The organism is Pseudomonas sp. LBUM1671 (assembly GCF_059695685.1).
The window spans coordinates 5,200,518-5,213,464 of record NZ_CP166782.1; the positions used below are offsets into that span (position 1 = coordinate 5,200,518).

Genomic DNA, 12,947 nt, shown 5'->3' on the forward strand with positions numbered 1-12,947 from the left:
AGACTATCGGTAAACGAAGAGGGAATGAAGGTTATTGCTACAAATGGCTACAAAAAGAATACAAGCAGAAGTGTCGAGCAAACCCGACAGTCACACCGCCCTCGTAGCAGCTGTCGAGCCTGCGAGGCTGCGTTCGGCTGCGAAGCAGTCGTAAACCCATGCAACGCGGTCTGCCAGACAAACCGCGTGCACCGAATTTACGAGGACTTCGTCCTCGAACGCAGCCTCGCAAGCTCGACAGCTGCTACAACGATCATTATGAAATTCAAAAAAAAACGCCCCGAACCAGTCGGGGCGTTTTTTCGAGGATGCGGCCTCTGTTCAGTGCAGGTTAACGAACCCCGTCCTGACGCAGCGCAGCGGGTGTGAAATCGCTGGTGGTCGCGGTGAAGCCGAAGTCATACGCCGACTTCTCTTCGTTCTTCATGCCCAGTGCCAGGTAACGGCCCGATTGCAGGTCGTACAAGGTTTCCAGGGTGTACCAAGGCACTTGAACGTTGTAGTAGTTCTGGGAGTGAGCTTCCGCCACACGCCACAGCTGATTACGACCGTCGTAGTGGTCGATCACCGCGGCTTGCCAGGTGTCTTCATCGATGTAGAAGTCACGTTTGGCGTAGATGTGACGCTGACCTTCCTTCAGGGTGGCAACCACATGCCAGACGCGACGCAGCTCGTAGCGAGCCAGGTCCTGGTTGATGTGACCGGCCTTGATGATGTCGTCGTACTTGAGTTGTGGCGAGTCGAGCTTGTAGCTGTCGGAGGCGATGTACATCTCTTTCTTGCCTTCGAGTTTCCAGTCGTAACGATCCGGCGCACCGTTGTACATGTCCAGGTTGTCGGAGGTCCGCAGGCCGTCAGCCGCAGTACCCGGCCCGTCATAGGACACTTGCGGCGCACGACGCACACGACGTTGACCGGCGTTGTAGACCCACGCCGAACGCGGCTCTTTAACCTGGTCGAGGGTTTCGTGCACCAGCAGCACACCACCGGCCAGACGTGCCGGCGCGGTCACTTTCTGCTTGAAGTAGAACAGGATGTTGCCCGGGTTCGCCGGATCGTAATCCTTCATCTTGTCGCGGAACACGAACTGATCCTGGAAGTACACCAGGCTGTACGAGCCATTCGGCTGCGGCGTGGCCTGGGTCACCAGACGGGTCACGCTGCCACCGCGATAGCGGGTGATGTGGTTCCAGATGACTTCGACGCCGGTCTTCGGAATCGGGAACGGCACGGCCGTTTCGAAGTTCTCCAGACCGTTGCCGCCAGACACCAGATTGGTGCTGGTGGCGTTTTTCTTGATCGAGGCAAACACGGCATCCGGCACGGTCGCGCCGCGATGGGACGGGTAAACCGGCATCTTGAAGGTTTCCGGGTAGCGCTTGAACATCGCGTACTGGCCCGGAGCGAGTTTGTCTTTGTACTGGTCGACGTTCTGCGCCGTGATGGTGAACAGCGGTTTTTCACTGGCGAACGGGTCAGACAAGAAGCCTTTGCCGTCGACAGTGCCGGCGTTTTTCGCCATCGGTTTCCAGGCCGGGATCGAGCCGTCGGCGTTGCCCGCCATCTCGGCGCCCATCGGCGTCAGGCTCTTGCCCAGTTTGTCCGCTTCGGCGGCAGGCACGGCTGCCATGACGCTGGTCGCCAGCAGCGAAAGCCCCAGAACTCCGGCGTGGAACAGACTCTTTGTTATTTTCATATGTGTGTTCGTCCTGAAAAAACAGTGCTTAGAAGTTCACGCCGAAGCTGAGCGCAACGAAGTCGCGGTCATCGACGGTGGTGTACTTGCCATCAAAGAAGTTGGTGTAGGCCAGGCTCGCGGTGTAGGTGTTCTGGTACTCGGCGTCGACGCCCAGGCTCACCGCTTTGCGACCTTCCTCGAAGTTGCCGCCAGGGCCAGGCGAATAACCGTCTACGTCATGGGACCAGGCCACGTTCGGCTTGAGGTTCACACCGGCAAACACGTCGTTGTATTCCCAGATGGCCCGACCACGGTAGCCCCACGAAGTCGACGTGGTGAAGCCGTCGCTGTTGCAGTTGCGGCTGCGGTTGTTGGTCGCAGTGCCCGGGCCGGCGCCGTTGATGGTGCTGGTGTTGAGCGCCACGCAAGTGTTGACAGCGCCAGTGGCTGGCAAGGCACCCGGGCCGTAGACCGGATCGCGGCCATAACGGACGTCGGATGTGCTTTCCAGGCCGCCGACGTGAGTCACGCCCACTTCGCCCACCAGGGTCAAACGGCTCGCGCCCATGACTTGGTCAAAGAAGTGCGTCAGGGTGGTCTGGAACTGGGTGATTTCCTTGCGACGATAGCCATGCAGGTCTTGACCCGGGCCGGCAGAGAGCAACGAAGCGTTACCCAGTGCGCCGCCCAGAGGACGTACACCGGCGAACAGAATGTCAGTGGAGTTGAGTTGCACCGGCGCGTTCGGACGGTAGCTCAGTTCACCGCTCCACGCCGTACCGGTAGGCAGGGTGGTGGAGAAGCTCAGGCCGTAGAGACGAATGTCTTCCGGGTACTCGATGAAGTATTTCGAGTTACCTGCCACCAGCAGCGGCGCGAGTGCAGCGAACGGACCTGGCAGAGACGCCGCGGTGTTATAGACCGACTGCGGCGCACCCGTGGCGCTGAAGATCGGCGCACGGCTGTGGTAGTTCATGAAGTAGGCACCGAACTCGGTGTCCAGCGGCTCGAACATGTACTTGAGGGACGCGCCCCACTGGCCGCTGTCGCGAGCATCACGATCGCCGCCACGCTGGACCAGCACACCTTCCTCGTTGACATTGACGCCGTTGGCGGCCAATGGACCCAACGCAACGGCTGGAATCTGCGAGCGCTTGTTCAACACGCGCAAGTTGTTGTCGCAACCATCGGCAACGATGTCCGGCTGCGAGAAGAACGTGCCGCAGTTATCGACAACGGTCTGGTCCCATTCCAGCTGATAGAACGCTTCAGCCGACAGGTTTTCGGTCAGGCTCTGGGACACATAGAACATGTTGACCGGGATCAGGCCTTCCTTGATCTCGGCACCCGGACGACGGAACGCGGACACGTCGATCGGGTTGATCGAGTTGATGCCGCCGCCGATGAAGGTACTTTCACCCCAGCTCACCACCTGCTTGCCCAGACGCACGGAACCCGGCTGATCGGCAACGGAGTAGTTGTGGTAGACGAAGGCGTCGAGGATCTGACCGCCAGAGGACTTGGCGCCTTCCTTGCGGTTGCTGTCGCTGATGTCCTTGAACGGACGGCTTTCGTCCTTCAGTTCAAAGTCGTACCAGTATTTGCCACGGACGAAAACGCCGGTGTCGCCATATTTCAATTCAAGGTCATGGATGCCCTTGAAGATCTTCGAGAAGGTTTTCCCGCTCTCGAAGTTCAAGTGACCGTCATCGGAGGTCTGGGACAGGCCACGACCACCGTTGTTCACGCCGATGAGGTTCTTGTTGGCGCTCTCGGTAGACCAGCTCGCACCGATCGAGAGGGAGGAATCGAACTGACCTTCGATTTCACCAACGTTGAAACTGACGCCGAATGCAGGCCCGGCGAGCGAAGAGGCGAGACTGACCGCCAGGGGCAATTTCGCCCGGCGCCAGAACGTATTTACTGATGTCATCGACGCTACTCCATGTGCATTATTGTTATGGCAGTTAGCACTTCTAAAAACGTTGTGGATGACAGGGAGCAAAGGCGTCCCGAAGTCATTCCAAATTGCATCGCCCCGTTTTGTGCGTGCGCTCCGTTCTTAAAAATCCTTGAGCGGACTATAGCCAGCAGGTAGTAGAGCTTGATCCCTCTAAAGTGTGATTTGCAGCTGCCGGCCACTCTGGAACAGTCCTTTCGCCAGTCCGACACATGTCGGCACGGCAAGGATGGCTGAAAATTCGGATTTCACAAGCCAAGCGCTTGCTTGGTGGGGCTGGCGTGCCTTTTCAGGCACGCCAGAAGGCGCTTAAAGCGTCGAGAGGAAGGTGCTGTTGTTGGCCTGCCATTCAGTGATGTCGAGGCGGATACGCTTCTTGTCGAGCTTGCCGACACTGGTCTTGGGAATTTCAGTAACAAGGGCGATCTGGCTCGGGATCGCCCACTTGCTCAGGTGGCCCAGTTCCACGAATGGCTTGAGGTGTTCTTTGAGCTCCTTAGCCCCTATCTCATGCCCTTCGCGGATCACCAGCAGCGCAAACGGGCGCTCGCCCCACTGTGGATCGGCGATGCCCACCACTGCTACTTCGCGTACCGCCACGTGGCGACTGATCAGGTCTTCAAGGTCCAGTGAGGAGATCCACTCGCCGCCGGTCTTGATCACGTCTTTGATCCGGTCGCGGATGTCGATCACGCCCATGCTGTCCAGCGTCGCCACGTCGCCGGTGTGCAGCCAGCCCCCGGCCCAGAGCTCGGCGCCCTTCTGCGGCTCGTTGAAGTAACCCTCGGTAAGCCACGGCGCACGCAGCACCAGTTCGCCCTGAGTCTCGCCATCGGCAGGCAGGAAGTTGCCGTCGGTGTCGACGATCGCCGCCTCCACCAAAGGCCCCGGCACGCCGGCCTTGATGCGATACGTGGTGCGTTCGTCTTCGGTGCCGGCCATCAACTCATCGTTGAGGTGGGCACAGGACACCAATGGCCCGGTTTCCGACATGCCGTAAGCGGCGGTCAATTGAATGCCCTTGGCCTTGGCCGCGTCATACAACGCACGGTTCAGCGCACTGCCGCCGATGACGATTTTCCAGCCGCCGAAATCGGTGGCTTGAGCCGCCTTGGAATTGAGGACCATCTGCAGGATGGTCGGCACGCAATGGGAAAAGGTGACCTTCTCCTTGCGCCACAGCTCCACCAGGTATTCCGGGTCGTAACGACCGGGGTAAACCTGCTTGAGCCCGAGCATGGTCGCCACATACGGCAAGCCCCAGGCATGCACGTGGAACATCGGCGTAATCGGCATGTACACGTCGTTGGTGCCCAGCAGGCGCACGCTGTCGATCGCGCCCATGATGGTCGACACACCCATGGTGTGCAGCACCAGTTGCCGATGGGTGAAGTACACGCCTTTAGGGTTGCCGGTGGTGCCCGTGGTGTAGAACGTGGTCGCGACCGAGTTCTCGTCGAAATCCTGGAAGTCGTACTGCGTGCTCGCAGCCGCCAGTAACTGCTCGTATTCGCCCACCAGATTCGGCAGGTCGGCGGTTTTTTCCGGCAGATCGGTCAGCAGCAGGGTTTTCTCGACCGTGGTCAGGTGCCCGGCAATCGCCTGGTACAGCCCGACGAACTCGCTGTTGACCAGCACGAAGCGGTCCTCGGCGTGGTTCATGGTGTAGAGGATCTGTTCCGGTGACAGGCGCACGTTGATGGTGTGAATCACCGCGCCGATCATCGGGATGGCGAACATGCATTCCAGATACCGATGGCTATCCCAGTCCATCACCGCCACGGTATCGCCGGCCTTGACGCCAGCTTCCGTGAGCACGTTGGCCAGCCGCGCGACCCGCTCTATCAGGGTCGGGTAGCTGTAGCGCAACTGGTCGCGGTAAATGATCTCGCGGGTTTTCTCGTAACGAGCGCCGGACAGCAGCAGCCGTTTGATCAGCAACGGATACTGGTAAGCGCCTTCGGCTGGGGGGATAACGCGAGTCTGCAACATAAGAATCCCTTTTCTGACTGCACGGTGTTGGCTTTTAGAGGTAACCACTCTAGAACCCTTATACGCCGGCCAAATCAGCCAAAGGAATGATTTGCAGAGCCGTACAAATGCTAGCTTTGCGCCAGCATCTGCGGGAAAGCGTTCTGCGCGATCAATGCATCTCGGTGAAGGCGAGTTTCACGCCGATGGCGATCAGCACCACACCCATGGTCCGGTCGAACCAATGGCCCATGCGAGCGAAACCGGCGCGCACGCGTTGCTGGCTGAACAGCCGCGCCACCAGGCAGAACCACACGGCCGTCGCCGCGGCGAGATAGAGCCCGTAGCCAGCCTGTACCGCCAGCGGCGTGTGGGGGTTGATCACCACGGTGAACAGCGACAGGAAGAACAGCGTGGCTTTCGGGTTCAGGCCATTAGTCACGAAACCCGAGGTGAAGGCACCACGAGGCGTGCGCTCGCCGGCCTCTTTGTGCAGATCGTCGCCGACTACTTTGGCCGGCTGCGCGCGCAGGGCTTTGTAGCCGATGTACAGCAAATAGGCGGCAGCCGCCCATTTCAAGGCGTTGAACAGCACGATGGACTGCGACACGATCAGGCCGATACCGAGCAACGAATAACCGACGTGCAGGAAAATCGCTGTGCCGACCCCCAGCGCTGTCCAGGTCCCGGCGCGGCGACCGTGAGTCACGCTCTCACGCACCACCACGGCGAAATCCGGGCCGGGGCTGGCAACGGCGAGCAAGTGAATCAGGGCAACGGTCAAGAACTCTGTCCAGTACATGGGGGCTCCTTTGGGGCGGATCGGTTTGATTGATCAATTCTGAAGCGAACTCAATCTCTGTGGCGAGGGAGCTTGCTCCCGTTCGACTGCGAAGCAGTCGTTAAAAAGGATGATGCGGTACTCCTGACAAACCACGCCCACATGGGTTGGAGCTGCTACGCAGCCCAGCGGGAGCAAGCTCCCTCGCCACAGGTTGTGTGTCAATCCAGCTATTGGGTAACCATTTGTTTCATCTGGTAGGCTCGGCAGATTACGCCTTCAGTTCACCGCACAAAAGGTACAGTTGATGACGAACTCTCGCCGCGCCGTTTTCCTCGACCACCCGTCCCTGGACCTGGGCGATCTCGACCTCAGCCCGTTGCGCGCCTGCTTTGACGATTTGCAGCTGTTCGCACAGACCACGCCGGACCAGGTGATCGAACGCCTCAAGGGCGCCACCGTGGCCATCAGCAACAAGATCCTGATCGATGCCGCCGCCATTGCCGCCAGCCCCGAACTGAAGCTGATCCTGATCACCGCCACCGGCACCAACAATGTCGACCTCGCGGCCGCTCGCGCCCACGGCATCACGGTCTGCAACTGCCAGGGTTACGGCACGCCATCGGTGGCGCAGCACACGATCATGTTGCTGCTCAACCTGGCCACGCGCCTGGCCGATTATCAGAAGGCCGTCGGCGAAGGTCGCTGGCAACAGGCGAAACAGTTCTGCCTGCTGGATTACCCGATCGTCGAACTGGAAGGCAAAACCCTCGGCCTGCTCGGCCATGGCGAACTGGGTGGCGCGGTTGCGCGGCTGGCCGAAGCGTTCGGTATGCGCGTGTTGCTGGGGCAGATTCCGGGGCGCCCTGCCCGGCCGGATCGCTTGCCGCTGGAAGAACTGCTGCCGCAAATCGATGCCCTCACCCTGCATTGCCCGCTCAACGAACACACTCGCCACTTCATTGGTGCCCGCGAATTGGCCTCGATGAAACCCGGCGCTTTCGTGGTCAACACCGCGCGCGGTGGCTTGATCGATGAACAGGCACTGGCCGATGCCTTGCGCAACGGTCATCTGGGCGGCGCGGCGACTGATGTGCTGAGCGTCGAGCCACCGACTGCCGGCAATCCGCTGCTGGCCCATGACATCCCACGGTTGATCGTCACGCCGCACAACGCCTGGGGAAGTCGTGAGGCACGGCAGCGGATCGTCGGTCAGTTGACCGAAAACGCACAGGGATTTTTCAGCGGTAAAGCGCTGCGGGTCGTCAGTTGATAGACTGCGGCACTTTTTTTCACAGGAGCAGTTATGGATCCGCGCAGTGAAGTACTGCTTCGTCAGGCCGAGTTATTTCAGGGTTCGGTGCTGCTGGCCGGTTTGCCCGCCGACGATTTGCTGGGCCGTCTGCCCGACGCCCACGGCTGGTGCTGGCATGCCGGCGATCAAGCGGCGCTGGATGCGCGTTTTGCCGAGCGCAGCCATTTTGGCGTGAACGCACCCGAGCGCGAGTTCGAGACGGCGGTGGTGTTCTTGCCCAAGTCCAAGGACCTGACCGACTACATCCTCAACGCCCTCGCTTCGCGCCTGGCCGGTCGCGAGTTGTACCTGGTGGGTGAAAAACGCAGCGGCATCGAAGGCGCGGCCAAGCAATTGAACCCGTTCGGCAAGCCACGCAAGCTCGACAGCGCGCGGCATTGCCAGCTCTGGCTGGTCACCGTGGCCAACGCGCCAGCAGCCAAGTCGCTGGAAAGCCTGGCCCAGACTTATGAATTGCCGCTGGCCGAAGGTCCGTTGAAAGTCATCAGCCTGCCGGGTGTGTTCAGCCACGGTCGGCTGGATCGGGGCAGCGCGTTGCTGCTGGAGCATCTGGACAAGTTGCCAAGCGGCCACCTGCTCGACTTCGGTTGCGGCGCGGGTGTGTTGGGCGCTGCGGTGAAACGTCGTTATCCACACAATCAAGTCACCTTGCTCGACGTCGACGCGTTTGCTGCCGCCAGCAGTCGTTTGACGCTGGCGGCCAATGGCCTGGAAGCGGACGTGATTACCGGTGACGGCATTGATGCGGCACCGATGGGTTTGAGTGCCATTCTGAGCAATCCGCCGTTCCATGTCGGCGTTCATACCGATTACTTCGCCACCGAGAACTTGCTGCGAAAAGCAGCCAAACATCTGAAAAACGGCGGCGAACTGCGTTTGGTCGCCAACAGCTTCCTGAAGTATCAACCGCTGATCGAAGAGCACTTGGGCGTGTGTGCGATCAAGGCCGAGGGACAAGGTTTCAGAATTTATCGGGCCAAACGAGGCTGAAAAATAAGTGCTTGCCTAACGGGTTTCGCCTAGGCAGAATCCGCTCCGTCCTAGGGGAGTAGTCTCCCACGAGCGCCATGCTCGTCCGGCATACGTCAACATACTTGGTCAACAGACCATGGCGTATGCGACCCAAGCGTCCGCATCAGACGGATCGCAGGGTTTGACAAGACCTATGACACGAACACCTTACCCGGGGCGGGAAGGCTGTACGTGTCATAGCCGTGTCGACCCGCCCCTTAGGAAAATCCCTGATGCTGGACTCTTTGCTCGTTCCCACCGCAATCGTTGCCTTGGCCGAAATCGGCGACAAGACGCAACTGCTCGCGCTCATTCTCGCTGCCCGCTTTCGCAAACCCTGGCCGATCATCGCCGGCATCGTCGCCGCGACCCTGGCCAACCATGCGGCGGCCGGCGCGGTAGGCGCCTGGTTCGGGAGTTTCTTCTCGGACGCGGTGTTGCACTGGATCCTGGCCGCGAGCTTCGCCGCGACCGCGCTGTGGACCCTGGTGCCGGACAAAATGGATGACGATGAAGCCAGCACCGCCCGCAAGTTCGGGCCATTCCTGACTACGCTGATCGCGTTCTTTCTGGCCGAAATGGGCGACAAGACTCAAGTCGCTACCGTGATGCTCGCCGCGCAATACCCGGAACTGTGGCTGGTGATCATCGGTACCACCGCCGGGATGTTGATTGCCAACGTGCCGGTGGTGTTGGCGGGTAACTTTGCGGCAGACAAATTGCCGCTCACCCTGATCCGTCGCCTGGCGGCGGCGGCGTTCCTTATCCTGGCGATTGTGGCGGTGTACAAGGCAATGCAGAGCAGCGGGTGGGTTTGACGCGGTAGGTCGATAGACCGCGTTATAGTTCTTCGCGGGCAAGCCACGCTCCCACAGGTTTTTGGTCGATTACATAATTTGTGTACGACACAAAACCTGTGGGAGCGTGGCTTGCCCGCGAAAGCGTCAGTGGCATCAACGCCTGGCTATCAGGACTTCGGCGCTTTCTCGTACAACGGCATCACCTTGGGAATCGCTGCCTGCAACGAAGCAATACGACTGGTCGAAGCCGGGTGCGTGCTCAAGAACTCCGGTGGCGCGCCTTCCGAGGCTTTGCTCATCTTGTTCCACAACGTGATCGCGGCATTCGGGTTGTAACCGGCGCGGGCCGCCAGTTCGAGGCCGATCAGGTCCGCCTCGTTTTCATTGCCACGGCTGTTGGGCAAGGTCATACCGTATTTCGCCACGGTGTCCGCCAGGGCCAGGCTGTCCTGACCCAGACCGAGCAACGCGCCAGCACCCTGCTTGGCCATCTCGACGCCGTAGGCCTTGGACATCGCTTCACGACCATGTTCGCGCAGGGCATGGGCGATTTCATGGCCCATGATCGCGGCGATTTCATCGTCGGTGAGTTGCAGTTTGTCGATCAGCCCCGTGTAGAAAATGATCTTGCCGCCAGGCCCGCAGTTGGCGTTGAGCTCGTCGCTCTTGATCAGGTTGACTTCCCATTTCCACTGGGCCGAATCCGGACGGAAAACCGGCGCCTGGGCAATCAGCCGGTCAGCGATCCCCTGCACGCGTCTGGCGTCGTTGCTGGTCTTGTCCAGCACACCTTTGGTGTTCGCCTCACCGACCGTCTTTTGATAAGACTGAGCGTACATCTGGTTGACTTCGTCGGTGGACAACATGCTGAACATGTACTGCTTACGCTCAACACCCACGGCACCGCCGCTGGTGGTGTTGACCGACTGACAACCGGCAAGCAACAAACCTGCGCTCAGCGCACACACAACCAATGTCTTGTTCATCAAAAACTCCCTGGAAACATGGCGCGTATCCTGGGCGGGAATGTATCGACGCCAGTTACGCAGATGAGTAGACGTCTATTTCAGTCAAAACTCTCATGACCGTAGGAAAAAATTCACATACCGACGCCGGCCACGGCCGACAACGGCCCGCAATGATTCATTTGCGACATCCAACACTCCAAAACAGCCATTTCGCCCGACCCCGCTCATGGCCCTCCGGGCGCCTGCCGATACACCACCGCAGACGTCCTCTTGCGTGCGGAGCACCCATGAAATTCAAGTCGATCCAGTTTTCCGTGGCCGCCCTCGCCGGCGCCATCGTTCTTAGCGTAGTCGCCGCGCTGGTGCTGTACGCACTGTTTTCCGGCGCCCGGACGCAAGACATGGTCCAGGAGCGGACCCAGGCGCAATTCGAGCAAGTCATCGAGCAGCGCCTGACCTCCCTGGCGCAAACCCAGGTCAGCCAGATCCAGCGTGAGCTCGAAGCACCGCTGCTGATCGCAGGCGGCCTGGTGCGGGTCAACGCGTTGATCGGCACACCGGGCGCCGATGGTCAGCCGCAGCTGAGCCTGAGCCGTGAACAGTTGATCAGCCTGATCAAGGAAAACGTGGCCAGGAACCCGAAAATTCTCGGCACTTATATCGGCTGGGAAAAAGACGCCCTCGACCACAACGACGCGGCCTATGTCGACACCAAAGTGGTCGGCATCGATGCCAGCAACGGGCGCTTCCTGCCGTGGTGGTTCCGCAACGAGGACGGCACTCTGGGCCTGGACAAACTGGTGGACGTCGACGACCAGAAAACCCTGTCCACCGGGGTCCGCGCCAGCGAGTACTACCTGTGCTCGAAAGAAACCAAAAAGTCCTGCGTGATCGATCCGGCGCCTTACAAGGTCGGCGACAAAATCGTCATGCTCGCCTCCTTTATTGAACCGATCATGCTCAACGGCACCTTTCAGGGCATCGTCGGCGCCGACTTGTCGGTGAACTTCATCCAGGAAATGTTGCTGGGCGCGAATCAGAAACTGTACAGCGGCGCAGGGGAAATGGCGCTGATCGGCGGTAATGGCCGGATCGTGGCCTACACCAAGGACCCGAGCAAATTCGGCGAGAAGGTCAGCGACATTCTCGACAGCAAGCAGATCGCCAACATGGCCAACCTCAAGCGCGGCGAAGTGACTTACACCGTCGACAAGGCCCAGGGTCGGATCGAGCTGTACTTGCCGTTCGGTATCGGCCAGACCGATGCACGCTGGACCTTGATGCTGCAGTTGCCGTTGAACGCAGTGATGGCCGGCCTGCAAAAGCTGCAGGGTGATCTGGACGTTCAACGCAAATCCGACACCTTCGGCATGGCCATGGTCGGTTTGTTGATCGCCGGTATCGGCTTGCTGGTGATCTGGTTGGTGGGCCATGGCATTGCCCGCCCACTCAAGCAAATGGTGGCGATGCTCGACGATATCGCCAAAGGCGAAGGCGACCTGACGCGCCGCCTGACCAGCGACCGCGCCGACGAACTGGGCTCGATCGCCAAAGGCTTCAACACGTTCCTGGCCAAGTTGCAGGCAATGATCACCCAGGTCGTGACCTCGGTGCAGAGTGTCAGCGATTCGTCGGAACACACCGCCGACATCGCCATCCGCACCAACATCGGTGTGCAGAAACAAATGGCCGAGATCGATCAAGTGGCCACGGCGGTGCATGAAATGACCGCCACCGCCCAGGACGTGGCGCGCAACGCGACCCAGGCGGCGCAAGCCGCCAGCCATGCCGATCAGGCCGCGGCCCAGGGCATGCAGATTGTTCGTGATACGTCGAACTCGATTGGCGTGTTGGCCGTGGAAATCGGCAAGGCTGTCGGCGTGGTGCAAACCCTGGCCAAGGACAGCGAGAACATCAACGCGATCCTGACCGCCATTCGCGGGATCGCCGAACAAACCAATCTGCTGGCCTTGAACGCGGCCATCGAAGCCGCCCGCGCGGGCGAACAGGGCCGTGGTTTTGCGGTGGTGGCCGATGAAGTGCGCAACCTGGCGCAGAAAACCCAGAAGGCCACGGAAGAAATCCAGACCATGATCCAGCAACTGCAACAAGGCACCCGCGATGTGGTACGGGTGATGGAGGACAGCCAGAACCGCACTGACGAAAGCGTGCAACATGCGGCGAAAGCGGCCGAGGCCTTGGAGACGATTACTCAGGCGGTGTCGGTCATCAACGACATGAACACGCAGATTGCCAGTGCGGCCGAGGAGCAGAGCGCGGTGGCCGATGACATCAACCGTAACGTGATCAACATCGGGCAAGTGGCCAATGAAGTGGCGGGCGGGGCGGATGAATCGAGTGCGGCGAGTGCGGACCTGACCAAACTGGCTGAGCAGCAGCGGCGGTTGATCAATCAGTTCAAGGTTTGATCCAAAGGCCCCATCGCTAGCAGGCTAGCTCCCA

General features: G+C 60.0%; 9 protein-coding genes and 1 riboswitch. Of the genes, 4 read left to right on the top strand and 5 right to left on the bottom strand.

What is annotated here, in order from left to right; genetic code table 11:
- Nucleotides 1-331: 331 nt before the first annotated feature.
- The 4 genes from ACA060_RS24010 to ACA060_RS24025 all read right to left on the bottom strand — a co-directional run bounded on the left by ACA060_RS24010 (nucleotide 332) and on the right by ACA060_RS24025 (nucleotide 6,411).
- Nucleotides 332-1,696 carry a DUF1329 domain-containing protein gene (locus ACA060_RS24010; RefSeq protein WP_109634739.1) on the bottom strand — a complete coding sequence of 455 codons (1,365 nt, stop codon included), beginning with the start codon at nucleotides 1,694-1,696 and terminating at the stop codon, nucleotides 332-334.
- Between the two features lie 28 nt (nucleotides 1,697-1,724).
- Nucleotides 1,725-3,611 (bottom strand): DUF1302 domain-containing protein, encoded by a 1,887-nt coding sequence (locus ACA060_RS24015; RefSeq protein WP_497313635.1) that lies wholly within the window; start codon nucleotides 3,609-3,611, stop codon nucleotides 1,725-1,727.
- A gap of 336 nt (nucleotides 3,612-3,947) precedes the next feature.
- Entirely contained in the window at nucleotides 3,948-5,630 is a 1,683-nt protein-coding gene (locus ACA060_RS24020) for a fatty acid--CoA ligase (RefSeq protein ID WP_497313637.1), read from the bottom strand.
- A 151-nt stretch (nucleotides 5,631-5,781) separates the two neighbouring features.
- Nucleotides 5,782-6,411 carry a LysE family translocator gene (locus tag ACA060_RS24025; protein ID WP_109634745.1) on the bottom strand — a complete coding sequence of 210 codons (630 nt, stop codon included), beginning with the start codon at nucleotides 6,409-6,411 and terminating at the stop codon, nucleotides 5,782-5,784.
- A gap of 286 nt (nucleotides 6,412-6,697) precedes the next feature.
- Here ACA060_RS24025 and ACA060_RS24030 point away from each other — a divergent pair, with 286 nt between their 5' ends.
- The 3 genes from ACA060_RS24030 to ACA060_RS24040 all read left to right on the top strand — a co-directional run bounded on the left by ACA060_RS24030 (nucleotide 6,698) and on the right by ACA060_RS24040 (nucleotide 9,534).
- Nucleotides 6,698-7,663, top strand: coding sequence for a 2-hydroxyacid dehydrogenase (locus tag ACA060_RS24030; protein WP_497313639.1), 966 nt, complete (start codon nucleotides 6,698-6,700; stop codon nucleotides 7,661-7,663).
- 33 nt (nucleotides 7,664-7,696) lie between these two features.
- Nucleotides 7,697-8,695 (top strand): methyltransferase, encoded by a 999-nt coding sequence (locus ACA060_RS24035; RefSeq protein ID WP_109634748.1) that lies wholly within the window; start codon nucleotides 7,697-7,699, stop codon nucleotides 8,693-8,695.
- A gap of 40 nt (nucleotides 8,696-8,735) precedes the next feature.
- Nucleotides 8,736-8,860: riboswitch (yybP-ykoY riboswitch) on the top strand.
- Nucleotides 8,861-8,949: 89 nt separating this feature from the next.
- Nucleotides 8,950-9,534, top strand: coding sequence for a TMEM165/GDT1 family protein (locus ACA060_RS24040; RefSeq protein ID WP_497313641.1), 585 nt, complete (start codon nucleotides 8,950-8,952; stop codon nucleotides 9,532-9,534).
- 149 nt (nucleotides 9,535-9,683) lie between these two features.
- Here ACA060_RS24040 and ACA060_RS24045 read toward each other — a convergent pair whose 3' ends face one another.
- Nucleotides 9,684-10,502, bottom strand: coding sequence for a M48 family metallopeptidase (locus tag ACA060_RS24045; RefSeq protein WP_497313643.1), 819 nt, complete (start codon nucleotides 10,500-10,502; stop codon nucleotides 9,684-9,686).
- 269 nt (nucleotides 10,503-10,771) lie between these two features.
- Between ACA060_RS24045 and ACA060_RS24050 the strand changes: the two genes are divergently transcribed.
- Nucleotides 10,772-12,913: a methyl-accepting chemotaxis protein gene (locus ACA060_RS24050; RefSeq protein WP_497313645.1), complete on the top strand. Its 2,142-nt coding sequence runs from the start codon at nucleotides 10,772-10,774 to the stop codon at nucleotides 12,911-12,913.
- Nucleotides 12,914-12,947: the final 34 nt, after the last annotated feature.

Bases quoted from the DNA above. Each gene is read 5' to 3' on its own strand.
- ACA060_RS24025 (WP_109634745.1), bottom strand. From the start codon at position 6,411: ATGTACTGGACAGAGTTCTTGACCGTTGCCCTGATTCACTTGCTCGCC.
- ACA060_RS24035 (WP_109634748.1), top strand. From the start codon at position 7,697: ATGGATCCGCGCAGTGAAGTACTGCTTCGTCAGGCCGAGTTATTTCAG.
- ACA060_RS24015 (WP_497313635.1), bottom strand. From the start codon at position 3,611: ATGACATCAGTAAATACGTTCTGGCGCCGGGCGAAATTGCCCCTGGCG.
- ACA060_RS24045 (WP_497313643.1), bottom strand. From the start codon at position 10,502: ATGAACAAGACATTGGTTGTGTGTGCGCTGAGCGCAGGTTTGTTGCTT.
- ACA060_RS24020 (WP_497313637.1), bottom strand. From the start codon at position 5,630: ATGTTGCAGACTCGCGTTATCCCCCCAGCCGAAGGCGCTTACCAGTAT.
- ACA060_RS24050 (WP_497313645.1), top strand. From the start codon at position 10,772: ATGAAATTCAAGTCGATCCAGTTTTCCGTGGCCGCCCTCGCCGGCGCC.
- ACA060_RS24030 (WP_497313639.1), top strand. From the start codon at position 6,698: ATGACGAACTCTCGCCGCGCCGTTTTCCTCGACCACCCGTCCCTGGAC.
- ACA060_RS24010 (WP_109634739.1), bottom strand. From the start codon at position 1,696: ATGAAAATAACAAAGAGTCTGTTCCACGCCGGAGTTCTGGGGCTTTCG.
- ACA060_RS24040 (WP_497313641.1), top strand. From the start codon at position 8,950: ATGCTGGACTCTTTGCTCGTTCCCACCGCAATCGTTGCCTTGGCCGAA.